The organism is Rouxiella sp. WC2420, from assembly GCF_041200025.1.
In the GTDB taxonomy this organism is placed as follows: Bacteria; Pseudomonadota; Gammaproteobacteria; order Enterobacterales; family Enterobacteriaceae; genus Rouxiella.
This window is the reverse complement of sequence record NZ_CP165628.1, coordinates 4005657-4031823: the sequence shown is the minus strand read 5'-3', so window position 1 is coordinate 4031823 and position 26167 is coordinate 4005657. Positions and strand designations below refer to the sequence as shown.

At 50.6% G+C, this 26167-nt stretch carries 23 protein-coding genes; 20 read left to right on the top strand and 3 right to left on the bottom strand.

Features of this window, described 5'->3' with window-relative positions; genetic code table 11:
• Position 1: 1 nt before the first annotated feature.
• Positions 2–745 (top strand): type 2 GTP cyclohydrolase I, encoded by a 744-nt coding sequence (locus AB3G37_RS18670; RefSeq protein ID WP_369788753.1) that lies wholly within the window; start codon positions 2–4, stop codon positions 743–745.
• Positions 746–747: 2 nt separating this feature from the next.
• On the opposite strand, the gene AB3G37_RS18665 is transcribed toward AB3G37_RS18670, so the two are convergent.
• Positions 748–2223, bottom strand: coding sequence for an MFS transporter (locus tag AB3G37_RS18665; RefSeq protein ID WP_369788752.1), 1476 nt, complete (start codon positions 2221–2223; stop codon positions 748–750).
• Between the two features lie 242 nt (positions 2224–2465).
• On the opposite strand from AB3G37_RS18665, the gene pxpB reads away from it, so the two are divergent.
• The 5 genes from pxpB to nei all read left to right on the top strand — a co-directional run bounded on the left by pxpB (position 2466) and on the right by nei (position 6332).
• A complete protein-coding gene (gene pxpB / locus AB3G37_RS18660) occupies positions 2466–3122 on the top strand; it encodes a 5-oxoprolinase subunit PxpB (RefSeq protein ID WP_009636849.1) in 657 nt (218 codons plus the stop codon).
• Positions 3116–4045: a 5-oxoprolinase subunit PxpC gene (gene pxpC, locus AB3G37_RS18655; protein WP_009636848.1), complete on the top strand. Its 930-nt coding sequence runs from the start codon at positions 3116–3118 to the stop codon at positions 4043–4045. Before pxpB ends, pxpC begins: the two co-directional genes overlap by 7 nt.
• Positions 4035–4772: a 5-oxoprolinase subunit PxpA gene (pxpA, locus tag AB3G37_RS18650; protein WP_369788751.1), complete on the top strand. Its 738-nt coding sequence runs from the start codon at positions 4035–4037 to the stop codon at positions 4770–4772. Before pxpC ends, pxpA begins: the two co-directional genes overlap by 11 nt.
• Before the next feature lie 115 nt (positions 4773–4887).
• Positions 4888–5538: a pyroglutamyl-peptidase I gene (pcp, locus tag AB3G37_RS18645; RefSeq protein ID WP_369788750.1), complete on the top strand. Its 651-nt coding sequence runs from the start codon at positions 4888–4890 to the stop codon at positions 5536–5538.
• Positions 5538–6332 carry an endonuclease VIII gene (gene nei, locus AB3G37_RS18640; RefSeq protein ID WP_369788749.1) on the top strand — a complete coding sequence of 265 codons (795 nt, stop codon included), beginning with the start codon at positions 5538–5540 and terminating at the stop codon, positions 6330–6332. Before pcp ends, nei begins: the two co-directional genes overlap by 1 nt.
• A gap of 55 nt (positions 6333–6387) precedes the next feature.
• On the opposite strand, the gene AB3G37_RS18635 is transcribed toward nei, so the two are convergent.
• Positions 6388–8463, bottom strand: a complete 2076-nt coding sequence (locus tag AB3G37_RS18635; RefSeq protein ID WP_369788748.1) for a hypothetical protein — start codon at positions 8461–8463, stop codon at positions 6388–6390.
• 178 nt (positions 8464–8641) lie between these two features.
• The gene (locus tag AB3G37_RS18630) at positions 8642–9925 is read right to left on the bottom strand and encodes a citrate synthase (RefSeq protein WP_009636843.1); all 1284 of its coding nucleotides are present in this window, start codon (positions 9923–9925) and stop codon (positions 8642–8644) included.
• A gap of 806 nt (positions 9926–10731) precedes the next feature.
• Between AB3G37_RS18630 and sdhC the strand changes: the two genes are divergently transcribed.
• The 14 genes from sdhC (at position 10732) to tolR (ending at position 26110) form a co-directional block, all read left to right on the top strand.
• A complete protein-coding gene (sdhC, locus tag AB3G37_RS18625) occupies positions 10732–11121 on the top strand; it encodes a succinate dehydrogenase cytochrome b556 subunit (RefSeq protein WP_009636842.1) in 390 nt (129 codons plus the stop codon).
• 7 nt (positions 11122–11128) lie between these two features.
• Positions 11129–11476 carry a succinate dehydrogenase membrane anchor subunit gene (sdhD, locus tag AB3G37_RS18620; RefSeq protein WP_009636841.1) on the top strand — a complete coding sequence of 116 codons (348 nt, stop codon included), beginning with the start codon at positions 11129–11131 and terminating at the stop codon, positions 11474–11476.
• A 3-nt stretch (positions 11477–11479) separates the two neighbouring features.
• Complete coding sequence (gene sdhA / locus AB3G37_RS18615) at positions 11480–13246, top strand: succinate dehydrogenase flavoprotein subunit (protein ID WP_009636840.1); 1767 nt, start codon at positions 11480–11482, stop codon at positions 13244–13246.
• Between the two features lie 22 nt (positions 13247–13268).
• Positions 13269–13985 (top strand): succinate dehydrogenase iron-sulfur subunit, encoded by a 717-nt coding sequence (locus AB3G37_RS18610; RefSeq protein WP_009636839.1) that lies wholly within the window; start codon positions 13269–13271, stop codon positions 13983–13985.
• A 376-nt stretch (positions 13986–14361) separates the two neighbouring features.
• Positions 14362–17169: a 2-oxoglutarate dehydrogenase E1 component gene (gene sucA, locus AB3G37_RS18605; protein ID WP_009636838.1), complete on the top strand. Its 2808-nt coding sequence runs from the start codon at positions 14362–14364 to the stop codon at positions 17167–17169.
• A 97-nt stretch (positions 17170–17266) separates the two neighbouring features.
• Positions 17267–18499 carry a 2-oxoglutarate dehydrogenase complex dihydrolipoyllysine-residue succinyltransferase gene (gene odhB, locus AB3G37_RS18600; RefSeq protein ID WP_009636837.1) on the top strand — a complete coding sequence of 411 codons (1233 nt, stop codon included), beginning with the start codon at positions 17267–17269 and terminating at the stop codon, positions 18497–18499.
• Positions 18500–18592: 93 nt separating this feature from the next.
• Positions 18593–19759 (top strand): ADP-forming succinate--CoA ligase subunit beta, encoded by a 1167-nt coding sequence (sucC, locus tag AB3G37_RS18595; RefSeq protein WP_009636836.1) that lies wholly within the window; start codon positions 18593–18595, stop codon positions 19757–19759.
• Positions 19759–20631, top strand: coding sequence for a succinate--CoA ligase subunit alpha (gene sucD / locus AB3G37_RS18590; protein ID WP_009636835.1), 873 nt, complete (start codon positions 19759–19761; stop codon positions 20629–20631). Before sucC ends, sucD begins: the two co-directional genes overlap by 1 nt.
• An 853-nt stretch (positions 20632–21484) precedes the next feature.
• Entirely contained in the window at positions 21485–23053 is a 1569-nt protein-coding gene (gene cydA / locus AB3G37_RS18585; RefSeq protein WP_009636834.1) for a cytochrome ubiquinol oxidase subunit I, read from the top strand.
• A 14-nt stretch (positions 23054–23067) separates the two neighbouring features.
• The gene (cydB, locus tag AB3G37_RS18580; RefSeq protein ID WP_009636833.1) at positions 23068–24207 is read left to right on the top strand and encodes a cytochrome d ubiquinol oxidase subunit II; all 1140 of its coding nucleotides are present in this window, start codon (positions 23068–23070) and stop codon (positions 24205–24207) included.
• Positions 24208–24234: 27 nt separating this feature from the next.
• Positions 24235–24348 carry a cytochrome bd-I oxidase subunit CydX gene (gene cydX / locus AB3G37_RS18575; RefSeq protein ID WP_009636832.1) on the top strand — a complete coding sequence of 38 codons (114 nt, stop codon included), beginning with the start codon at positions 24235–24237 and terminating at the stop codon, positions 24346–24348.
• 234 nt (positions 24349–24582) lie between these two features.
• Positions 24583–24987, top strand: a complete 405-nt coding sequence (ybgC, locus tag AB3G37_RS18570; protein WP_369788747.1) for a tol-pal system-associated acyl-CoA thioesterase — start codon at positions 24583–24585, stop codon at positions 24985–24987.
• Positions 24984–25670 (top strand): Tol-Pal system protein TolQ, encoded by a 687-nt coding sequence (gene tolQ, locus AB3G37_RS18565; protein ID WP_009636830.1) that lies wholly within the window; start codon positions 24984–24986, stop codon positions 25668–25670. The genes ybgC and tolQ overlap by 4 nt, the downstream gene beginning before the upstream one ends.
• A gap of 11 nt (positions 25671–25681) precedes the next feature.
• A complete protein-coding gene (gene tolR / locus AB3G37_RS18560) occupies positions 25682–26110 on the top strand; it encodes a colicin uptake protein TolR (RefSeq protein ID WP_009636829.1) in 429 nt (142 codons plus the stop codon).
• The last annotated feature ends 57 nt before the right edge of the window (positions 26111–26167 follow it).

Genomic DNA, 26167 nt, shown 5'->3' with positions numbered 1-26167 from the left:
GATGAACAATATTGAGCTAGAAAAATTAATCGACCTGAAGCTGGCCGTGGACACCTTCAAGGATTATGCGCCGAATGGCCTACAGGTTGAAGGCGGCACTGAGGTTAAGCGAATTGTAACCGGCGTTACCGCAAGCCAGAAACTGCTGGACGCAGCCGTTCAACACGGTGCGGACACTATTATCGTCCACCATGGTTATTTCTGGAAAAATGAACCGGCGGCGGTGCGTGGCATGAAACGTAACCGTTTGAAAACCCTGCTGCTAAACGATATTAATTTGTTTGGTTACCACCTGCCGTTAGACGCTCACCCCGAGTTAGGTAACAATGCGCAGCTAGCCCGCCTGTTGGGGATCAACGTGCTAGGTGAAATCATGCCGTTGGTCCCTTACGGGGAACTGCCGGTTGCCGTGCCCGCCGAAGCTTTCCACCAGAAAATCGAGCAACAGCTTGGTCGCAAGGTTTTGCACAGTTCCGAGGGTGGGCCGCGAGAAATTCGTCGGGTGGCATGGTGTACCGGAGGCGGCCAGGGCTTTATTCAACAGGCTGCCGATTATGGCGTTGATGCCTTTATCACCGGGGAAGTGTCTGAGCAGACGATTCATATTGCTCGTGAAATGGGGCTGCACTTTTTTGCTGCCGGTCATCACGCCAGCGAACGCTACGGCGTGAAAGCTCTGGGCGATTGGCTCGCCGCAGAGCACGGTTTAGATGTTACCTTTATTGATATTGATAACCCGGCCTAAACTTATCGACCCTGCTGTGCGACTTTGGGTGGCACAGCATCTGCCTCGTCTTCTTCTTGCTCCAGCGGCTGTTGGGTCGGCGGAAGCTCACTGTCTTCAAGCAGGATAAACGCCCGCTGCAAGCCGGTATCTGCATCAGGATCTGCGCCCTGTGGGCGAGTTTCCAACTCGTTTTCCGTTTCAGTCTCAGGCTCGCTTTGCTCGGCAGTTTCCGGCGCTGGCATCTGATCCTGGATCATCTGCTCGTCAATATTGGGATTTAGCGCAGGCGACAGCGGGGAACTGCTCAGGCTGTCGGGCATAGCGATGTGCGGCACGGGTGCATCTTCCGCCATCTGCGTCAGCTGTTCCGTAGCCGAGCTGCGACTCAGGGCAACGATCGCCGCACCGCAGAGAGCGAAAAAGGCATAAAGAATATTGCCACCCAGCGGCTCAATCAGCGCGCCAACTGCCAGTGGCCCGATACAGGCCCCGACGCCGAAAGCCATCAACAAACACGCGGACAGTGAAACCCGGCGCTCGGGTTCAATCATGTCATTGGCCAGCGCGACAATCAGCGGATAAAGCGTAAATTGCATCAGGCTAACCATAAAACCGACGGTGAGCAGCAGCGGGAACGAAATGTGGGTGAAGATAGCCAGCGGCAGGGCTGCAACCGCCAGCAGCAGGGCGTTGATGCGCATCAGCAGATTACGGTTATAGCGGTCGGACAACCAGCTCAGCGGAAACTGTGCCACCAGACCGGCAAATATCGCCAGCGCCATAAACAGGCCCGTCTGTTGAGTAGTCAGACCCTGCTGGTTTGCGTACAGCGGAGCCATGCCGTAGAACGAGCCAACGATCATGCCAATTACCAGCGTAATCGCCAGCACCTTGGGGATCGCGCCTATAAAATACTTGAGCTCCATCGGCGCGGGCGACATATGGCCGACCTTGGTGCGGGTAGTCAGCGCAATCGGTACTAAACAGAGTGCGAAACACAGGGCAATCACCAACAGTGTGCTCATCCCCAGATCGGTTTGCAGCATCAAAACAACCTGGCCAAGAGCCATGCCGAGATACGACGCCGCCATATAAAAGCCGAACACCACGCCGCGCTGGCTGGAGTCAGACTGATCGTTGAGCCAGCTTTCCAGCACCATATATTGGCACATCATGCACAGGCCGATAATTAATCGCAGCACGACCCAAACGGGGATAATTTCGGTCAGTCCATGGCCTATCACGGCGGCGGTGATGATCCCCGAGCAGGAGACATAGGCGCGGATATGCCCGACGCGGGCAATCAAAAAGTGGCCAACCTTGCCGCCGATCACCAGACCAATATAGTTGGCAGCAATAATCGCACCAATCATCGCGCCGCTAACGTGAATGGCGCTTAGGCGAAGAGAGACGTAGGTGGTGAGAAGCCCTGAACCAAGCAGCATCAGTAATGTGGTGGTATAGAGCGGAAAAAAAACGCCAAAGGTCTTTTTCACTGTTTCTTCCTTTCATTGAGGCAACACACTGCTTTTCAACGCCTTCCGCGCAGGCAGGGTTTTGCAGAAACATAAGACACACAGGCGGTCTTTGCCATACAGCCTAGCAGTTCAGCCCCTGACCATCGAGAAGTTAAGTTTTTCAGGTGGCACGTAGGGTCTGTAACTGTTGTATAAATAACGTTATCTTTAACTGTATCATCATTCTAATTCTATTAATTCTGTGGCTTAGGAGTTATCAAGTGCAACCAGCACGATGTTACTTGTTAGGGGAACGCGCGGTCGTTCTCGAACTGGAGCCTCCGGTGTCATTGGCGAACCAACAGCGAATCTGGGGACTGGCTCAACGCGTGGTGGACTTCCCCGGCGTTAAAGAAGTCATTCCAGGTATGAATAATTTAACCGTCTTACTGACTGAACCACAGACTTACGCCGCACAGGCCGTTGAGCGCCTGCAAAGCTGGTGGCACGACAGCAACTCTTTTGAGCCGGAATCGCGACTCATTGAAATTCCGGTGGTTTATGGTGGCAAAGGCGGCCCCGATCTCTCCGGCGTCGCCAGCCATACCGGCATGACCCCAAGTCAGGTAGTCGAATGCCACAGCGGCGCGGAGTACATCGTCTATTTTCTCGGTTTTCAGCCCGGATTCCCTTACCTCGGCGGCATGCCCGACGTGCTGGCCACCCCACGCCATTCTGAACCTCGTTTGAGCGTACCAGCAGGAACAGTGGGTATCGGTGGCGGCCAAACCGGCATCTACCCGTTGATTACCCCCGGTGGTTGGCAGCTTATCGGCCATACGCCGCTGTCGATGTTTGATCCCGACAGCCGCTTACCGACTCTATTACGCCCCGGGGATCGGGTACGCTTTGTGCCTCAGAAGGAGGGCGTATGTTAAAGATTTTACGTGCCGGGATGCTAACCTCGGTACAGGATTTGGGGCGCGATGGCTATCGCCAGCTCGGCGTCAGCCAATCAGGAGCCTTTGATGCACCTGCGCTGCGTATCGGCAATCTGCTGGTGGGCAACGAAGAAAACGCCGCGGGTATTGAAATTACCTTGGGTCAGTTCAGCGTTGAGTTCACTAAAAAAGGCTGGATTGCCCTGACTGGTGCGGGCAGCCATGCCACCCTTGACGGTGAATCTGTGTGGACCGGTTGGTGCTATCCGGTAAAACCAGGGCAGGTATTGAGCCTGAAAACGCCCATTCGTGGGATGCGCAGCTATCTGGCGGTAGCGGGGGGAATTAACGTACCCGTGGTACTCGATTCACGCAGTACCGATCTTAAGGCCGGGTTTGGTGGTTTTGAAGGCCGAGCCTTGAAAGACGGCGATGTTTTAACCGCCGGGAAAACTAAAAATCTGCCGAAAAAATCCATTGGCGTTAAACAGCTGCTGTTTGGTAACCGTATTCGTGCCATTCCAGGACCTGAATACGATGAATTCAGCGACGATGCGCGTGATTCTTTTTGGCGCACAGCTTGGCAGTTAAGCCCGCAAAGTAACCGCATGGGCTATCGTTTGCACGGCCATGAACTTAAACGTAACACTCATCGAGAAATGCTGTCGCACGGTTTGGTGCCTGGCGTAGTGCAGGTTCCCCACGGTGGCCAGCCTATCGTGTTAATGGCCGATGCACAGACTACCGGCGGTTATCCGCGTATCGCCTGCGTGATCGAAGCCGATCTTTATAATCTGGCGCAGATCCGTCTCGGCATGCCGGTTCACTTTGTGAAATGCTCGCTGGAGGAGGCGTTGTTTGCCAACAAAGAGCAAAATCGCTTCATTGAACAAATTAAGTGGGGATTGCATGAACGTTGATTTAAATGCGGATTTGGGCGAAGGCTGCGAAAACGACGAAGCTCTGTTGCAGCTGGTCAGTTCCGCCAATATCGCCTGCGGTTTCCACGCTGGCGATGCTGAAACCATGCGCCAATCTGTGCGCTGGGCAGTTCAATACGGCGTGGCGATTGGCGCGCATCCCAGCTTCCCGGATCGGGAAAACTTTGGCCGCACGGCGATGCAGCTGCCGCCGGAAACTGTTTACGCGCAGGTGGTTTATCAGCTTGGTGCTCTGGCGGCAATTGCCCGCGCCGAGGGTGGCAAAATGGTTCATGTCAAGCCGCACGGTATGCTCTACAACCAGGCAGCGACTGACCCGGCTTTGTCTGACGCGATCGCCAGAGCGGTACGTGATGTCGATGCTTCTCTAAAATTGGTCGGGCTGGCGGGCAGTGAACTCATCCGCGCCGGTGAGCGACTGGGACTGCAAACGCGTCAGGAAGTTTTCGCCGATCGTCGCTATCAAAGTAATGGCAATCTGGTTCCGCGCAGTCAGCCTGATGCGATGATTGAAACTGATGAGCTGGCACTTGAGCAAACGTTGAGCATGATTATCGACCAACAGGTCGTGAGCCGAGACGGCGTTAAAGTCCCGGTTCAGGCCGATACTGTTTGCCTGCACGGCGACGGCGCGCACGCGCTAGCCTTTGCTCGCAGCCTGCGCGCGGCTTTCGCCGAGAAAAATATCCAGGTAAACGCGGGTTAATCGCAGTTGCCAAGACCATAAACACCGAAACTGAGCCACGCGGCTTTAAGATATTGAGTCGTCGTGGCAGTTAAAACACTTCGCGCATCTCCATCTCTGCGCCTGAGGAATATTAATGCGTAAAGTTCTAGTAACTGGTTTCGAGCCCTTTGGTGGCGAACGCGTCAACCCTTCCTGGGAAGTGGTCAGTAAATTGAAAGATCTGCAAATATCAGGCGTAAGCCTTGCCGTACGTCAGTTGCCGTGTGTATTTGGTAAGGCAATCAAAGCGTTGAACAAGGCGATCGATGAGGTTGATCCGCTGATGGTGATTTGTGTAGGGCAGGCCGGTGGCCGCACCGATTTCAGCATTGAGCGTATTGGGATAAACGTTGACGATGCGCGCATTCCCGATAATGACGGTCAACAGCCGATAGACCAGCCGATTGTCGCTGGCGGTCCGGCGGCCTATTTCTCATGCCTGCCGATCAAGGCGCTGGTCAACGGGCTGCGCGAAGCGGGAATACCGGCTTCTGTATCGCAAACGGCGGGTACCTATGTTTGCAATCACGTAATGTACGGCCTGCTGCATCGTATGGCACAAATTGACAGCAAGATAGAAAAGGGCGGTTTTATCCACGTGCCTTATTTGCCCGAGCAGGCGGCGTTGCATCCCGGCAGCGCCAGTATGTCGGAAAAAACATTGCTGGAAGCTCTTGAATTGACAATAGCAATCACTTTACATACTGAACAAGATTTAGCAGTAGCGGAAGGAGCAACACATTAATGCCTGAAGGTCCAGAAATCCGCCGGGCAGCGGATCAGCTTGAACAAGCCGTCGTGGATAAGCCACTTACCGATGTCTGGTTTGCATTTCCAAAGCTGCAGCCTTATCAGCCAGCCTTGATTGGTCAGCGGGTCAAGGCCATTGAAACCCGTGGCAAAGCTTTATTGACCCATTTTACTAACGACCTGACGTTGTATAGCCACAACCAGCTGTACGGTATCTGGCGGGTATTTAACCCCGGTGACGTGATTGATCACGGCAAGCGATCCCTTCGGGTAAAAATTGCCACACCGGACAGTGCAATTTTGCTGTACAGCGCCTCGGATATTGAAATTTGGCCCACGGTGGAAGTTTATCAGCATCCTTTCTTGCAGCGTATCGGACCCGATGTGCTGGACGAGAAGCTTACCCCCGAGCAGGTAAAATCACGCCTGATGTCTAAGCGTTTTTGTAATCGCCAGTTGGGCGGTATGCTGCTCGATCAGGCTTTTCTCGCTGGACTGGGCAACTATTTGCGTGCAGAAATCCTCTGGCTGGCGGAGCTGTTGCCGTCGCACAGGCCGTCAGATCTGAGCGAAAGCCAACTGGACTCGCTTGCCGATGCTTGCTTGTCGATTGCTCGCCATTCCTACGCCATGCGCGGCACTATGGACGAAAACGTGCATCACGGCGCCATGTTCCGCTTCAAGGTCTTTGCTCGAGAAGGCAAGTCCTGCGAACGTTGTGGTGAAACGATTGTGAAAACCAGCGTTTCTACACGACCGTTCTTTTATTGTCCTGGATGTCAGGGGTGAAATACCCCTGTTACCTTGCAACATACAGGTTCGACAATTGCCGTTTGTTTCAAACTCAATTTAACTGCTGTACCAGTGCGTCTCCAAGAGTATTGATAAGCTCGGCTCTTCCCTGGCGGTTGAATAACTGCTGATACTCTTCTGATTCTAACTCAAATGCGTTAGTCCAGTTCTTTAAAGTCAGGGCGTAATTATTGTTATTTGCTGCAACCAGATTTTCCATCGCTTTAGCGACAAATACTCCGCAACCGTTAGGAACATTGCCTTGTAATTCCTCGCTAATAGGCGGCATATCCCCTATGACTCCACACTCTTCTGCGAGCTTATCAAAATAACCTTTTGTTTGTTCACTGTTAACTTTGGCTTGGCTGTCAAATATCAAGGCTGATTTAATTCCATTTTGGTCATAGTAAGTGCCAAACAGATACCAGTGGTCATTTAAAAGAATCGGGGCGAAGTTAGCTCTGAAATCTCTAGCCGAAACATTGATGAAACTGCTTGTTATTAAATTATCAAAAATTGGCTCGTTTATTCCATTAGAATTGGTTGTTTTAATTTCACGTGCCTCGTGGAATTTCATGTTGGAATTCGGATAGTCGGCATTTAGCTTTTTCGAAAAGGCATCTAATTCCGCTGCATGGATATATCGATTAGTTAAAAATAGCTCCTTATCGGCAACATTCGCGGCGTTCTCTGCTCTAGCTTCGGAGGCGTTATCACCTGCCAGTGGGTCAACAGTTTCTGCATTATTTTCAAAGATGGCGTTAAAAGCGATGTTTTGATTTAATTTTTTAGAAACGTTGGGGCGATGGTCCTCGTCTCCATAGGGTAATTTAAATCCGGCGATAATAAGTAATTTAGTAGGGATAACCCAATATTCCGCAATGTTGTCACCGTGAAGTTTATTTTGTTCTTCAACAAGCTCGAATAAATCTAAGCTTTTATCTTCCAATGTTTTCTGCATCTCAAGTTGGTTCGCACAGAATTTTTTCCCTGTAAATAAATTGAAAAGGAAAGATTCGGCTCGTTTAGCATTCTTGTCATTTATATTTGTATTTTCAACTTCATTGATATGTAAACCACCGCAAGCATAGGTAAAGAGCATATCAATGGCATCATTTGATGATGGATCGTTTCTCATAGCAAGCCATTCCAGGTCGGGTAGTTTTAGATTCGAAACTGATGAATTTTCTTGCCGTGCAAGGTGCCGCTGATAAGAGTTGAGATTTGATACTGTATTTGTAAGCGGCAGATTTACTGCAGGATTGGCAACATCCGGCTGCTCGTCATAGTCAGGAAGTGGCTCTGAGTCTGGTATGCTCTGCTCATTAAAAGGCCGTGCCAAGATCTCGGGGCCTTCATCAAAGACTGATCCATCGGGAGCTTCAAAAGACATCAAACTCTGAACCTCTTCATAAATGGGAAGTTCATCAACGTTTAACGTCTCATGTTCATTAGAAGACTCCGCCAAGCCGGGAATTTCCTCGTAAACATTACCAGGCGCCAGTGGGTCGAATGCGTCATTTTCATTAACATTCTGCGATGATCTCATCGCCTCTTCATAAGAAGGAGGAGGGGAAGCGTTAGGTATTTCATAATCATCAGAATTCCCTGACAAATTCTCGTTTGGAGAATCACTAAAAGGATCAATTACTGCCGAAAGTTCATTTTCATTAGAAGAGTCAAATAAGCTTTCAATTTCGCTATTAATTGGCGCTCTCATTAAATGCAAATTTTCATTTTCATTTATGGAGCTGGGCAAGCTACCCAACGCGGAGTCATCGGATTCAGCGAGTGAGGTATTACTTGGGAATTCAGTTGGCGCTTCTCTAAAAAAGTTGCTATTGGGTAATCTTGGGTTAACTTCTGGATTACTCACCATGACTTGTTGAATATTTTTCCTTAAATTATTCGTCGGCTCAGGTGCCCTGGTTGGGTCAGGCGTTATAGTCCTGACATTATCAGCATTAATAGACCGTGTGGTGGCCGTGGAATTTGAGTTTGGTGTTTTATTTGAAGAATTTACGCCGCAGAGAGAATTATATTTTTGTATCCGTTCTCTAGTGTTAGCACGGCTGGCTGACTGTTCTGCTTCGTGTAATTTTTGCGCATGTGCATAGCTGATTTTCATTGCTAAAACCCTGGATGATGGAATGCCTGAGTATGACGGCTTCTCTCTTTTCACAGGTAGCAAATATCGCTGATTTATCCTTGTCGGTTAATAAAATACTTCTTTAAATTTTCCATAAAAAAGCCCTGTTACTTGCCAAAAATCCAGCTTTCACAGGGCTTGTGCAATCAAAAATTAATTATTTTTTAACTTCAGATTTAAATTCACGCCTAGCATAGCCGGTATACAGCTGACGTGGACGGGCAATTTTAATGCCATCGTCGTGCATCTCGTTCCAGTGGGCAATCCAGCCAACGGTACGCGCCATCGCGAAGATAACCGTAAACATGGAAGAAGGAATTCCCATGGCTTTCAGAATGATACCGGAATAGAAATCGACATTTGGATAAAGTTTGCGTTCAATGAAGTACGGGTCGTTGAGCGCGATGTGCTCCAACTGCATAGCGACTTCTAGCAGGTCATCCTTCATATTCAGTTCTTCAAGCACGGCGTGGCAGGTTTCACGCATTACTGTTGCACGCGGATCGTAGTTTTTGTACACACGATGGCCAAAGCCCATCAGGCGGAAAGAGTCATTTTTGTCCTTCGCACGGCGTACAAACTCAGGGATGTGATCAACGGTGCTGATTTCTTCGAGCATTTTCAGGCAGGCTTCGTTGGCACCACCGTGTGCCGGTCCCCATAGCGAGGCGATGCCCGCGGCGATACAGGCGAACGGGTTAGCGCCCGAAGAACCCGCAGTACGGACGGTAGAGGTCGATGCGTTTTGCTCGTGATCGGCGTGCAGGATCAGAATGCGGTCCATGGCTTTTTCAAGCACAGGATTTACCACGTATTCTTCGCACGGTGTTGCAAACATCATGTGCAGGAAGTTACCGGCATACGACAGATCATTCTTCGGATAAACAAACGGTTGCCCAATGGAATACTTGTAGCACATTGCAGCAACGGTCGGCATTTTTGACAGCAGACGGAAAGCGGCAATCTCGCGATGGCGCTCGTTTTCGACGTCTATAGAGTCATGATAAAACGCGGCCAGCGCGCCGGTCACGCCACAAAGAACTGCCATCGGGTGCGAGTCGCGGCGGAAACCGTGGAACAGACGGGTGATCTGTTCGTGGATCATGCTGTGGCGCGTAACGGTAGTTTTGAATTCCTCGTACTGTTTCTGCGTTGGTGGCTCACCGTGCAACAGCAGATAACACACTTCCAGATAGTTTGATTCCGTTGCCAGCTGGTCAATCGGGAATCCACGGTGAAGCAAGATGCCTTCGTCGCCGTCAATGAAAGTGATTTTGGATTCGCAGGATGCGGTAGAGGTAAAGCCTGGGTCAAAGGTGAAAAAACCTTTGGAACCTAGCGGGCGTATATCAATCTCGTCTTGACCCAGCGTGCCGGATAGCACATCAAGTTCAATAGGATCATGACCTTGTAGGGTAAGTGTCGCTTTCTTATCAGCCATTTACAGTCTCCTTAGCGCCTTATTTTAATAATCTCTAACAACTCTGTCCTTGGTCTGGTTGCAGAACCCGGTACTGCCTGTGGATCATTACTCCGCCGTTATAATTTGTGACTGTTACCCCGCTTACTCGTTGCAAAAAGCCTACTAAGCTTAGGGTAAAGCCGTTTTACTGCCACTGCGCAGCTTCTGGCGGACAGGCGGCGTTTCATCGTTGTTATTGATTCGATATCTTTGCTCAATACCTACGACAAGTATGAGGGCATACAGATGCTACACTTTTGCACAAGTCAGCGTCGCAGGGAAGTGTATGTGTTGATCTGAGGTGAGTCATAGGAGTGAACCATGAACTATTTGTAATAGAAATGTTAGCACAGTGTCAAACAAGATAATTTATTTTGTGTATAATATGAGAAATGCGACACAAATCACTGTTTCGCAGAAAAGTGACCAAACATTTTGTAGGGGAATTGTAATAGGAATGTGATCATCCTATACTCCTCCAAGGTCTCCGGAACACCCTGTAGTAGGAGCACCCAGCGTTAAATAGAACGCGCCGTTTAAGCACAGTGGATGTCGATGTTTGAGCGCGTGACGTGAAGGGCCCTTGGCTCTTAACGCTGTCTGATTTCCGCCCAGGCCGGAGGATGGAAAATAATAAGCGCCATTCAAGATGTACTGCGCTCGGTCCGCTGTGTTAAAACAAGCACAAAATGCCCCTTTACTGAGTCAATGTGTAAACCGGCTTTGCCGCTTTTTTTGCTTTGCTGTACCCCGCAGGATGTTTATGAACAGGCTCTAAGGGCTGTGTGGGCAAAACCGTGAAAAAACAAAGACCTGTCAATCTGGATCTGCAAACGATCCGGTTTCCCGTTACTGCGATAGCGTCCATCTTACACCGCGTCTCCGGCGTAATAACCTTCGTTGCAGTTGGTATCCTCCTTTGGTTGCTTGGTACGTCTCTTTCCTCCCCGGAAGGATTCGCGCACGCTGCCGCAATTATGAACAGTTTCTTCGTCAAGTTCATATTCTGGGGAATACTCACCGCCTTGGCCTATCACGTATGCGGCGGTATTCGCCACCTGCTGATGGACTTTGGTGTCATCGAAGAGAGTTTGGCTGTCGGTAAACTGTCGGCATACATCGCCATCGGTATTACCGTGCTGTTGTCAATTCTTGCTGCCGTCTTCGTAGGGTAAATAAAGTATGGTTAACAATGTTTCTGCATTGGGACGTAATGGCGTTCATGACTGGCTGCTGGTGCGTGCTTCAGCTATCGTTATCACTCTCTACATCATCTATATATTGGGCTTTGTAATTATGGCCCGAGACATTAATTTCGAAGTCTGGCACGGCTTCTTTGCCTCTTCCATTACTAAAGTATTCACCTTGCTGACATTACTGTCGATTCTGGTTCACGCCTGGATCGGGATGTGGCAGGTGTTAACTGACTATGTCAAAAACCTGGCAGTACGTCTGGTGCTTCAACTCGCCATCGTCGTCACGCTGGTGGTTTATCTACTTTATGGAACAATAGTTGTGTGGGGAGCGTAGTAAATGAATCTGCCAGTCAGAGAGTTTGATGCTGTCGTTATTGGCGCAGGTGGTGCCGGTATGCGAGCTGCATTGCAAATTTCACAGTTAGGCATGTCTTGTGCACTGATTTCCAAAGTGTTCCCAACTCGTTCCCATACGGTTTCTGCGCAGGGCGGTATTACCGTTGCTCTGGGCAATACCCATGATGATGACTGGGAATGGCACATGTATGACACCGTTAAGGGTTCCGACTATATCGGCGATCAGGATGCCATCGAATATATGTGTAACACCGGGCCGGAAGCAATTCTTGAGCTTGAACACATGGGTCTGCCTTTCTCCCGTTTAGACAACGGCAAAATTTATCAGCGTCCGTTTGGCGGCCAGTCGAAAAACTTCGGCGGCGAGCAGGCGGCACGTACAGCAGCAGCGGCAGACCGAACGGGTCACGCGTTGCTGCACACCCTTTATCAGCAAAACCTGAAAAATCATACCACCATCTTCTCGGAGTGGTACTCGCTGGATCTGGTGAAAAACCAGGACGGTGCGGTTGTCGGCTGTACTGCTATCTGTATCGAAACCGGTGAAGTGGTGTACTTCAAGGCGAAAGCCACCGTGCTGGCTACCGGCGGCGCGGGCCGTATTTATCAGTCAACGACCAATGCCCACATTAATACCGGCGACGGCGTAGGCATGGCACTGCGCGCAGGCGTTCCAGTACAGGATATGGAAATGTGGCAGTTCCACCCGACCGGCATTGCCGGCGCGGGTGTGCTGGTTACTGAAGGCTGCCGTGGTGAAGGTGGTTACCTGCTTAACAAAGACGGCGAGCGCTTTATGGAGCGTTACGCGCCAAATGCCAAAGATCTGGCGGGCCGTGATGTGGTTGCACGTTCCATCATGATCGAAATCCGTGAAGGTCGCGGCTGCGACGGTCCATTAGGGCCACACGTTAAGCTGAAACTTGATCACCTGGGTAAAGAAGTTCTGGAATCTCGCCTGCCGGGTATTCTAGAACTGTCTCGTACCTTTGCTCACGTTGACCCAATTAAAGAGCCGATTCCGGTTATCCCTACCTGCCATTACATGATGGGCGGTATTCCGACCAAGGTAACTGGCCAGGCGATTCGTGTGAACGAGAAGGGCGAAGACGTGGTGATTCCTGGCCTGTTCGCGGTGGGTGAAATAGCCTGCGTATCGGTTCACGGCGCTAACCGTCTGGGCGGTAATTCACTGCTCGACCTGGTGGTCTTTGGCCGTGCTGCGGGCGTGCATCTGCAAGAGTCGCTGCAAGAGCAGGGTGAAAGCCGTGATGCCAGCCAGTCAGATATCGACTTCTCTCTGGAACGCCTGAATCGTTGGAACAACACTCGTTCTGGTGAAGATCCGGTACAGATTCGTAAAGATCTGCAAGCCTGTATGCAGAACAACTTCTCGGTCTTCCGTGAAGGTGATGCGATGGCCAAAGGGCTGGAAGATCTGAAACACATCCGTGAGCGCCTGCAGCACGCCCGTCTGGACGACACGTCTACCGAGTTCAATACTCAGCGTATCGAATGTCTGGAACTGGACAACCTGATGGAAGTGGCACTGTCTACGGCGGTATCGGCCAACTATCGTACCGAGAGCCGCGGTGCGCACAGTCGCTTCGATTTCCCGGATCGTGATGACGCACAGTGGCTTTGCCATACGCTGTACCAACCGGAAACTGAAAGCATGACTCGCCGTGAGGTGAACATGCAGCCTAAGCTGCGCGCGGCATTCCCGCCGAAAGCACGTACCTACTAGGCCGGCGATCAGGAGCATATAAATGAAACTCGAATTTTCGCTTTATCGCTATAACCCGGACGTAGACGACGTTCCTTACATGAAAGACTATGTGCTGGAAGTCGGCGAAGGCCATGACATGATGCTGCTCGACGCACTGATCCTGCTGAAAGAGCAAGACCCGACTCTGTCGTTTCGTCGCTCCTGCCGTGAGGGCGTTTGCGGCTCTGACGGTGTAAACATGAACGGTAAAAACGGCCTGGCCTGTATCACGCCGGTTTCTGCTTTGCGTAACGGCAAGAAGAAAATTGTTATCCGTCCTCTGCCTGGTCTGCCTGTAGTGCGTGACCTGGTGGTCGATATGGGGCAGTTCTACAAGCAGTATGAAAAGATTAAACCTTATCTGATCAATGACGGTAAAAATCCTCCTGCGCGTGAGCATTTGCAGCAGCCGGAAGAACGTGAAAAGCTGGATGGCCTGTACGAGTGCATTCTTTGTGCCTGCTGCTCAACTTCTTGCCCGTCATTCTGGTGGAATCCTGACAAATTTGTCGGCCCTGCGGGACTGCTGGCGGCTTATCGTTTCCTTATTGATAGCCGTGACACAGAAACGCAATCACGCCTTGATAATCTTGATGATGCTTTCAGCGTATTCCGCTGCCACAGCATTATGAACTGTGTCAGCGTATGTCCTAAAGGACTAAACCCGACCAAAGCGATTGGGCATATTAAGTCGATGCTGCTACAGCGCGGCGCCTAAAAGCAAAATGCAAAATAGCGGGAACTCAGGTTCCCGCTAATATTAAGTGATTAGGGTGTAACATTTACGCAACAAAATGAATGATTTATGCAGGTTTAACCTGATGAAATTTCAGGATAAAGAACGATAATTTTTTCATGTTAGCAGGCATAATTAGTAACATTGCAGGGAAACGCCAAAAGCCGGAGCCAAGCAGCAACGCGCAGGCTTTTGGAGGTTCCTTGACCCGATGACAGGGCATTGCCACTGTCCGTTAAGTGAACTGTTGTATGGAAAACCGTCTTACTTGGATGTTCGACATTTAGCATCTAAAGGTACCACGGTGATTTTATTAACCACGGCGAAAACTAAAGCTTTCAAAGCTTAAGGGATCACGATGCAGAACGGCGCAATGAAGGCCTGGCTGGATTCCTCCTATCTGGCAGGCGCGAACCAGTCTTACATAGAGCAGCTCTATGAAGATTATTTAACAGATCCTGGTTCCGTTGACGATAGCTGGCGTTCAATTTTCAAACAGCTACCGACAGTCGGTGTCAAACCAGAACAACTCCATTCACAAACGCGAGACTACTTCCGCCGTCTGGCGAAGGACGCCTCGCGTTATAACTCCGCTATCAGCGACCCACAAACCGATGCGAAACAGGTTAAGGTGCTGCAGCTTATCAACGCCTTCCGTTTCCGTGGTCACCAGAATGCCAACCTCGATCCACTGGGTTTGTGGCAACAGGAAACTGTGGCTGATCTGGACCCGGCTTACCATAATCTGTCGGAAGCTGATTTCCAGGAGACCTTCAACGTGGGTTCATTTGCCATTGGCAAAGAAACCATGCAGTTGGGTGAACTTTACGCGGCCTTGAAGCAGACTTACTGCGGTTCGATTGGTGCCGAGTATATGCACATCACTAATACCGATGAAAAACGCTGGATTCAGCAGCGCATCGAATCAGTGGTTGGCCGTGCGAAGTTTTCCGAGAAAGAGAAGAAAACCTTCCTTAAAGAACTGACCGCAGCCGAAGGCCTCGAGCGCTATCTGGGTGCTAAATTCCCTGGCGCTAAACGCTTCTCGCTGGAAGGTGGGGATGCACTGGTTCCTATGCTCAAGGACATGATCCGCCATGCCGGTAAAAACGGTACGCGTGAAGTGGTTCTGGGCATGGCGCACCGCGGTCGTCTGAATGTATTGATCAACGTGCTGGGTAAAAAACCCCAAGACCTGTTTGATGAATTCTCAGGTAAGCATAAAGAGCATCTGGGTACCGGTGATGTGAAATATCACATGGGCTACTCGTCTGACGTCGAAACCGAAGGCGGTATGGTTCACCTGGCGCTGGCGTTTAACCCGTCGCACCTTGAAATCGTCAGCCCGGTTGTTATCGGTTCGGTTCGTGCTCGTCGCGACCGTCTCGACGAAGCGCGTAGCAACATGGTATTGCCGATCACTATTCACGGTGATGCGGCAATTACCGGTCAGGGCGTAGTTCAGGAAACTCTGAACATGTCACTGGCTCGCGGTTATGAAGTTGGCGGCACCGTGCGTATCGTAATCAACAACCAGGTTGGTTTCACAACTTCCAACCCGAAAGATGCGCGCTCTACCGAATACTGTACCGATATCGCGAAAATGGTGCAGGCGCCGATTTTCCACGTAAATGCCGATGACCCTGAGGCGGTAGCTTTCGTTACCCGTCTGGCATTGGACTACCGTAACACCTTTAAACGTGACGTAATGATCGACCTGGTTTGCTACCGTCGTCATGGCCATAACGAGGCCGACGAACCTAGTGCAACCCAGCCTCTGATGTATCAGAAGATCAAGAAACACCCAACGCCACGCAAGCTGTATGCAGATATCTTGACCGAGCAAGGGGTTGCCAGCCTTGAAGATGCGACGGAAATGGTCAATCTTTACCGCGATGCCCTGGATGCCGGTGAATGTGTGGTGGACGAATGGCGTCCAAACGACATGCACACCTTTACCTGGTCACCGTATCTGAACCACGAGTGGGACGAAGCCTATCCTGCGACCGTCGAGCCAAAACGTCTGCAAGAGTTGGCGCGTCGCGTTTCCAGCGTTCCTGAAGCCATCGAAATGCAGTCTCGCGTTGCCAAGATTTACGGCGACCGTCAAGACATGGCCGAAGGCAAGAAAATGTTCGACTGGGGCGGTGCCGAGAACCTGGCTTACGCCACGTTGGTTGATGAAGGTATCCCAATCCGTCTTTCCGGTGAAGATACCGGTCGCGGCACCTTCTTCCACCGTCACGCAGTGATCCACAACCAGAAAAACGGCTCCGTGTATGTGCCGCTTTCCAACATTCACAACAGTCAGGGCGTGTTCAACGTCTGGGACTCAGTGCTGTCGGAAGAGGCTGTTCTGGCCTTCGAATACGGTTATGCCACCGCAGAGCCACGCACCCTGACCATCTGGGAAGCGCAGTTCGGTGATTTCGCCAACGGTGCGCAGGTCGTCATCGATCAGTTCATCAGCTCCGGCGAGCAGAAATGGGGCCGCATGTGCGGTCTGGTCATGCTGCTGCCGCACGGTTATGAAGGGCAGGGGCCGGAGCACTCATCCGCGCGCCTTGAGCGTTATTTGCAACTTTGCGCCGAGCAAAATATGCAGGTTTGTATCCCTTCAACGCCAGCGCAGGTTTACCACATGATCCGTCGTCAGGCGCTGCGCGGAATGCGTCGCCCACTGATTGTCATGTCGCCAAAATCACTGCTGCGTCATCCGCTGGCCGTGTCCTCCCTCGATGAACTGGCCAATGGCAGCTTCCTGCCGGCGATCGGTGAGGTCGACGAGCTGGACTCGAAAGGCGTCAAGCGCGTCGTGATGTGTTCCGGCAAGGTCTATTATGATCTGCTTGAACAACGCCGTAAGAATGAACAAACAGACGTTGCTATCATTCGTATCGAGCAGCTTTATCCGTTCCCGCACAAGGCGGTACAGGGCGTGATTGAGCAGTATGCGCATGTTAAAGATTTCGTCTGGTGTCAGGAAGAGCCGCTCAACCAGGGCGCATGGTATTGCAGTCAGCACAATTTCCGTGAAGTTGTTCCTTACGGTGCTTCTTTACGCTACGCGGGACGTCCGGCATCTGCCTCTCCTGCCGTAGGCTATATGTCAGTTCACCAGAAGCAGCAGCAAGATCTGGTTAACGACGCGCTGAACCTTAAATAGTCGTTTAATTTTGTAATTTACCCGAGCTGATTGTAGTGACAGCCAAAGCTAATGCCGATGCCACTACAATCACCAAGGGACAAATAAGGATAGATTAATGAGTAGCGTAGATATTCTGGTCCCTGACCTTCCTGAATCCGTTGCGGATGCGACGGTTGCGACCTGGCATAAAAAACCTGGTGACAGCGTTGAGCGTGATGAAGTTCTGGTTGAAATCGAAACTGACAAAGTGGTGCTGGAAGTTCCGGCAAGTGAAGCTGGCATTCTGGACAGCATTCTGGAAGAAGAAGGCGCGACCGTGCTTTCCAAACAGCTTCTGGCTCGCCTGCGTCCGGGCGACAGCTCTGGCAAACCAAGCCAGGAAAAAAGTGCAACGAAGGAGTCTACGCCTTCTGATCGTCACACCGCAGCACTGGATGATGAAAGCAACGACGCGCTCAGCCCGGCCATTCGCCGCCTGATTGCCGAGCATTCTCTGGATGCCAGCGCCATTAAAGGCACCGGTGTTGGCGGTCGTCTGACTCGTGAAGATATCGATCAGCACATCGCCAAAAAAGGCAATGACAAACCGGCTGCTGCACCGGCCCAGGCCAAGCCAGCCGAAGCTGCACCTGCACCTTCAATTGGCGCTCGCAGTGAAAAACGCGTGCCGATGTCTCGTCTGCGTAAACGCGTCGCCGAGCGTCTGCTGGAAGCGAAAAACAGCACCGCCATGTTGACCACGTTTAACGAAATCAACATGAAGCCGATTATGGATCTGCGCAAGCAGTACGGCGAAGGCTTCGAGAAGCGCCACGGCGTGCGTCTGGGCTTTATGTCGTTCTACCTGAAAGCCGTGGTAGAAGCGCTGAAGCGTTTCCCGGAAGTGAATGCTTCAATCGATGGCGATGACGTGGTTTACCACAACTATTTCGATGTGAGCATTGCAGTATCTACGCCACGTGGACTGGTAACGCCGGTTCTGCACGATGTCGACACATTGGGCATGGCTGATATTGAGAAGAAAATCAAAGAGCTGGCTATCAAAGGCCGCGATGGCAAATTGACCGTTCAAGAGATGACCGGCGGTAACTTCACCGTGACCAACGGCGGTGTGTTCGGCTCTCTGATGTCAACGCCTATCATCAATCCACCACAGAGTGCGATTCTAGGTATGCACGCGATCAAAGACCGTCCGATGGCGGTTAATGGTCAGGTTGTTATCCTGCCAATGATGTATCTGGCGCTGTCTTACGATCACCGTCTGGTTGATGGACGTGAATCTGTAGGCTTCCTGGTGACCATCAAAGAAATGCTGGAAGATCCATCTCGTCTGCTGTTGGACGTCTAGGATTTAACACCTCTTTATTGAAGGCGTGGTAAATATAAGTGCAGGGCAGGGATTTCTGCTCTGCAACCTACTGAAATCAATGGATAGAACATCATGAATTTACACGAGTACCAAGCGAAACAGCTGTTTCTGCGCTATGGCCTTCCTGCCCCTACAGGCTTTGCTTGCTCCACCCCGCGTGAAGCGGAAGAGGCCGCATCGAAAATCGGTGCCGGTCCGTGGGTAGTAAAATGTCAGGTTCATGCTGGCGGCCGTGGTAAAGCTGGCGGCGTGAAAGTCGTTAAAAGCAAAGAAGAAATTCGCGCTTTTGCAGAGCACTGGCTGGGTAAACGTCTGGTGACCTATCAGACTGATGCACAGGGCCAACCGGTTAACCAGATCCTGGTCGAGGCCGCAACTGACATCGACAAAGAGCTGTATCTTGGTGCCGTTGTTGACCGTAGCTCACGCCGCGTAGTGTTCATGGCTTCCACCGAAGGCGGCGTGGAAATCGAGAAAGTGGCTGAAGAAACTCCACACCTGATCCACAAAGTTGCGCTGGATCCACTGGCAGGTCCACAGCCTTATCAAGGCCGTGAGCTGGCGTTCAAACTGGGTCTTAGCGGCAAGCAGGTTGCACAATTCACCAAGATCTTCATGGGTCTGGCGAATATCTTCCTGGAGCGCGACCTGGCGCTGATTGAAATCAACCCGCTGGTTGTGACCAAAGAAGGTGATTTGATTTGCCTCGACGGCAAGCTGGGTGCAGATGCCAACGCCCTGTTCCGTCAACCGGAACTGCGTGAAATGCGTGACCACAGCCAGGAAGATGCTCGTGAATCTCAGGCTGCACAGTGGGAACTGAACTACGTAGCGCTGGACGGTAACATCGGTTGTATGGTTAACGGTGCGGGCCTGGCAATGGGTACCATGGACATCGTTAAACTGCACGGCGGCGAACCCGCTAACTTCCTGGACGTTGGCGGCGGCGCAACCAAAGAGCGCGTGACCGAGGCATTCAAAATCATCTTGTCTGACGACAAAGTGAAAGCTGTATTCGTTAACATCTTCGGCGGTATCGTGCGCTGTGACCTGATTGCCGACGGCATCATTGGTGCAGTGGCTGAAGTGGGCGTCAACGTACCGGTTGTGGTGCGTCTCGAAGGAAACAATGCTGAACTGGGTGCCAAAAAACTGGCAGACAGCGGTTTGAACATCATTGCAGCGACCAGCCTGACTGACGGCGCAGAGCAAGTTGTTGCTGCAGTGGAGGGTAAATAATGTCGATTTTAATCAATAAGAACACCAAAGTTATCTGCCAGGGTTTCACCGGTAGCCAAGGGACTTTCCACTCCGAGCAGGCGATTGCCTACGGAACCAAGATGGTTGGCGGCGTGACTCCAGGTAAAGGCGGCACTCAGCATCTGGGTCTGCCAGTGTTCAACACCGTGCGTGAAGCCGTTGAAACGACCGGCGCAACCGCATCTGTTATCTACGTTCCAGCACCTTTCTGTAAAGATTCGATTCTTGAAGCTATCGATGCAGGCATCCAGCTTATTATCTGTATCACCGAAGGCATCCCGACTCTGGATATGCTGGTGGTGAAAGTTAAGCTTGAGCAAACTGGCGTGCGCATGATTGGACCTAACTGCCCAGGCGTTATCACTCCGGGCGAATGCAAAATCGGCATCCAGCCTGGTCATATTCACAAGCCAGGCAAAGTGGGTATCGTTTCCCGCTCAGGTACTCTGACTTATGAAGCCGTTAAGCAGACGACCGATTACGGCTTTGGCCAGTCTACCTGCGTCGGTATCGGCGGTGACCCGATCCCGGGTTCAAGCTTTATCGATATTCTGAAGCTTTTCCAGGAAGATCCACAAACTGAAGCAATCGTGATGATCGGTGAGATCGGCGGTAATGCGGAAGAAGAAGCGGCTGCTTACATCAAAGAGCACGTAACTAAACCGGTTATCGGCTATATCGCGGGTGTGACTGCGCCAAAAGGCAAACGTATGGGCCATGCCGGTGCGATCATTGCTGGCGGTAAAGGCACTGCCGACGACAAATTTGCAGCGCTGGAAGCGGCCGGTGTTAAAACCGTGCGCAGCCTGGCTGACATCGGCAACGCCGTGAAATCTGTACTGCCACACTAAGCCTGAACGCGTTAATCTCGTTCTTGTGACGATGCCGCCCACCGAGGCGGCATTTTTTTAGCTAAAACTCCTCCTACCCAAATTCGTTCTTTCCCCTAAATCACTAACAATCTAATTGTTCTCAAACTATTAATTTATCTTTATTAACAATAAAGGTCTATTTTACACTTGGATTACTTTACATTTAATTAAATGAAATATTGATCTGGATCATGGTTTTATTTAATTGAAATAAATGGCGGAATATAAATAATATATAAATATTTATTGCGATACCTGATATTCACATCTATTTAACAGCAATGACTACATGATAATACAAATAATCCTTAAATTAACATTTGGCGAAATAGTTCGTTAAATATTTTCCTATTGATCTGGAAATAAATACCAGAAGAGATTAAATTGCTGTAGATCAATATCTGGTATTGTTTAGGGAAATGATACGAATTGATCTACATTCCAAAAATAAGCTATAGCGCACGAAAAGACCTATTTATTGTGAGGGAATAGTGGCGTAATATTATCGTGAATCAGTAATACCCTTAAAGCAGAGCTCCATGGACCAGAACCCCCCGCATTCTGTGCCTCATGGTGCCAAGCGGCAGCGTGCGTGCCAAGCACGGCTGTGCCTGCAAAGGTAGGGTTAAATAGAATTCTGATGACCCTCTATTTAATTAAAAACTTAACAAGTAAAGATTCGCTTAAGTAAATCGATAATGAATTAACTCATTAATGAATTGAAGCAGTGTTGATAACCGCACGTTAAATACTGGTAGTTGTGAGGCGTATTACCTTTTATACGTCAGAGAGTCGCAATTTGGAGTCTTCCTCCGAGGAGCTAGGGGCTAGAATGTTTGATATCGTAGAGCTGTCGCGTTTGCAGTTTGCTTTAACGGCCATGTACCATTTCTTATTTGTTCCACTAACGCTGGGTATGGCGTTTCTGCTGGCAATAATGGAAACGATTTATGTTCTTTCAGGCAAACAAATTTATAAGGATATGACCAAATTCTGGGGCAAGTTATTTGCTATTAACTTTGCCTTGGGTGTGGCCACAGGATTGACCATGGAATTCCAGTTCGGAACCAACTGGTCATATTTCTCACATTATGTCGGAGACATATTTGGCGCGCCGCTGGCTATCGAAGGCCTGATGGCGTTTTTCCTGGAGTCAACGCTGGTCGGGCTGTTCTTCTTCGGCTGGGATCGCCTGTCAAAAGTGCAGCATATGACGGTAACCTGGTTTGTTGCACTGGGCTCAAACCTTTCTGCGCTGTGGATCCTGGTTGCCAACGGGTGGATGCAAAACCCGGTGGCATCAGCGTTTAACTATGAAACCATGCGCATGGAGATGGTCAGTTTCTCTGAGCTGGTGCTGAATCCGGTTGCCCAGGTCAAATTCGTGCATACCGTGGCAGCAGGCTACGTGACCGGCGCGATGTTCATGTTGGCAATCAGCTCCTGGTATCTGCTGAAAGGACGCGATACGGCCTTTGCCAAACGTTCGTTTGCGATAGCAGCCAGCTTTGGTCTAGCGGCGGTTCTGTCCGTAATTGTACTCGGCGACGAGTCCGGCTACGAAATGGGCGACGTGCAGAAAACCAAGCTGGCAGCTATCGAAGCCGAATGGGAAACCCAGCCAGCACCCGCCAACTTTACGCTGATCGGGCTGCCTAATCAGGACAAGATGGAGAACCAATACTCCATTCAAATCCCGTATTTACTGGGTTTGATTGCAACTCGCTCAATCGATAAACCGGTAACTGGCCTCAAAGAACTGATGGCGCAGCATGAAGTTCGTATCCGCAATGGCATGAAAGCTTACGCGCTGCTTGAAGAACTTCGCTCGGGAAATAACAGCCCTGAAGTACGCAGTGAATTCGAGAAAGCCAAAGTTGATCTCGGCTATGGTCTGTTGCTGAAGCGCTACACGCCAAAAGTTAGCGATGCTACCGAGACGCAGATCCAACAGGCGACCAAAGATTCTATTCCTCGCGTTCTACCGCTGTATTTTGCCTTCCGTATTATGGTGGCGGGTGGATTCTTGATTCTGCTGATCATCGGCCTGTCATTCCTGACTGTGCTGCGCGGCCAGATTGGCAAGCGTCGCTGGCTGCATCGCCTGGCATTGTATGGTTTGCCGCTGCCGTGGATTGCTATCGAAGCCGGTTGGTTCGTGGCCGAGTATGGGCGTCAACCGTGGGCTATCGGCGAGATTCTACCCACTGCCGTGGCGAACTCTTCTCTAACCGCTGGCGACGTACTGACATCCATGATCCTCATTTGTGGCTTGTACACGCTGTTCCTGGTCGCCGAAATGTTCCTGATGTTCAAATTTGCCCGTCTTGGACCAAGCAGTCTGAAAACCGGCCGCTACCATTTTGAACAAACTGCCGCTCACCCTCAGCGCGTACAATAAATAGGAGACCACATATGTTTGACTATGAAGTATTGAGGTTTATCTGGTGGGTGCTGATTGGTGTGCTGTTTATCGGCTTCGCGGTAACCGACGGCTTTGACATGGGCGTGGGCATTCTGGTGAGGATTATCGGCAAGACTGATACCGATCGCCGGGTAATGATTAACGCTATTGCCCCACACTGGGACGGTAACCAGGTCTGGCTGATCACCGCAGGCGGCGCGCTGTTTGCCGCCTGGCCGATGGTTTATGCCGCGGCGTTCTCTGGCTTTTACGCAGCAATGATACTGGTGCTGTGCGCATTATTCTTCCGTCCACTGGGTTTTGACTATCGCGCCAAGGTAGACGATCGCCGCTGGCGGAACATGTGGGATTGGGGCATTTTTATCGGCAGCTTTGTGCCTGCGCTGGTGTTTGGCGTGGCGTTCGGCAATCTGCTGCTGGGTGTTCCGTTCCACGTCGATGAGTATCTGCGCCTTTATTACACGGGCAATTTGTTCCAGCTGCTTAATCCGTTTGGGCTGCTGGCGGGTATTGTCAGCCTGACCATGCTAATTACTCAGGGCGCAACTTATCTGCAAATGCGCACTACCGGTGAGCTGCATCTGCGGACTCGCACCGCCTCGCAAATTTCTGCGCTGGTGATGATGGTGTGCTTCCTGATTGCCGGCATCTGGCTAATAAAAGGTATCGACGGCTACGTAGTGACCTCGGCTATCAACACGGCTGCCGAATCCAATCCGTTACGCAAAACGGTCGCGCATCAGGCCGGTGCCTGGCTGCTCAACTTTAATCGCATGCCGATACTTTGGATAATCCCGGCGCTGGGCGTGATTTTACCTTTATTTACTATTCTGCTTTCCAGATTGAATAAAGGTGCCTGCGCGTTTGTGTCTTCATCGTTGACGATTGCCTGTGTGATCCTTACTGCGGGTGTGACTATGTTCCCGTTCGTGATGCCATCAAGCACCATGCCGAATGCCAGTCTAACCATGTGGGATGCCACTTCCAGCCCGTTGACTCTGAAAGTCATGACCGTTGTGGCGTGTATTTTTGTGCCGATCATCCTTATTTATACCAGCTGGGCTTACTACAAAATGTTTGGCCGTCTCGATAAAAACTTCATCGAAAACAACAAGCATTCACTGTACTAATCTCATCGGAAAGGGGAGTTAAACATTATGTGGTATTTTGCCTGGATACTGGGAACACTGCTGGCTTGCTCGGCGGGAATTATTACCGCGCTGGCGTTGGAGCATGTCGAAGAAACCAAAGCAGTGAATGACCCAGAATAACTCATCATGCGGTGAATGATTTTATTGCCGCTACTGCCAAAGGTCCCAGCCGGGGCCTTTCCTTTCACCCTTCGCGTGGCTTGATTTTTTTTACATGATTTACAAAGCACTGACACTGCCATTTCAATCAACCATCACGGTTCATAATTATTTTCATTCCAGACTTGCAACCCATTCCCAAGCTGAAATCAGTTGCGTATAGTAGGGCCGTCAAATTGCAATACGGGATGTAGAGTGAGTAATTCGTTGTTCCGATGGCCTGCCCGTGTCTACTACGAAGACACCGATGCAGGCGGCGTGGTTTATCACGCCCGTTACGTCGCCTTTTTTGAAAGGGCTCGCACTGAAATGTTGCGCGATCGCAACTTTCACCAGCACCAAATGCTGGAAGATCATATCGCTTTTGCAGTTCGCCGAATGACGGTTGATTATCTGGCTCCGGCACGCCTTGACGATTTGCTGGATGTCCAGAGTGAGATCACCGAAATCCGGGGGGCTTCACTTACCTTTGCACAACGAATTCTTGATTCGCATGGCAACCTTCTGTGTAGTGCAGAAGTACTTATTGCATGCATCGATCCACATCAAATGAAGCCACGAGCGCTTCCTAAGTCTATTGTCGCGGAGTTCAAGCAGTGACTGACATGAACATTATTGATTTATTTTTAAAGGCCAGCATCCTGGTTAAGCTGATCATGCTTATCCTGATCTGTTTTTCCATTGCCTCCTGGGCAATCATCATTCAGCGCACCAAAGTGCTGAATGCGGCAACCCGCGAAGCTGAAGCGTTTGAAGATAAATTCTGGTCTGGTATTGAGCTTTCCCGTCTTTATCAGGAAAGCCAGGGTCGCCGCGACACTTTGACCGGTGCGGAGCAGATTTTCCACTCGGGTTTCAAAGAGTTTGCCCGTTTGCATCGCGCAAACAGTCACGTGCCCGAGTCGGTTATCGAGGGTTCTTCTCGCGCTATGCGTATTTCCTTCAACCGCGAACTGGAAGCGCTGGAAACTCACATTCCTTTTCTGGGCTCGGTTGGTTCTATCAGCCCGTACATTGGCCTTTTCGGAACGGTATGGGGGATCATGAACGCCTTTATCGGTTTGGGCTCGGTTAAACAGGCTACGCTGCAAATGGTTGCTCCAGGTATCTCTGAAGCACTGATCGCTACTGCTCTAGGTTTGTTTGCTGCCATTCCTGCTGTTATGGCCTACAACCGTCTTAGCCAGCGCGTGAATAAACTCGAACAAAATTACGATAACTTCATCGAAGAATTCACGGCTATCCTGCACCGTCAGGCTTTCTCTCGCGAGAGCAGTAATTAAGGGAGGGGAGTATGGCTCGAGTACGAGGTCGTAAGCGCCGTGAACTGAAGTCGGAAATCAATATCGTTCCACTGCTCGACGTGTTGCTGGTGCTGTTGCTCGTTTTTATGGCAACAGCTCCCATCATCACCCAGAGCGTTGAGGTGGACTTGCCTGATGCGACCGACTCTAAAACAGTTTCTACCGATGATAACCCTCCGGTTATTGTCGAAGTTTCTGGCGTAGGCCAATACACCATTGTTATTGACCATCAGAGAATGGAACAGCTGCCCGAGCAGCAGGTTATTGCCGAGGCGTCACAACGCATTCAGGCAAATCCTAAAACCGTTTTCCTGATCGGTGGAGCAAAAACAGTACCTTACGATGAAATCATCAAGGCGCTGAACTTGCTGCATCAGGCGGGTGTTAAATCGGTCGGTTTAATGACACAGCCAATCTGATCATGGCTAATGGGTAACATTTATTTTAAACCTGGTGGCGGTACCTTGACCATTAGG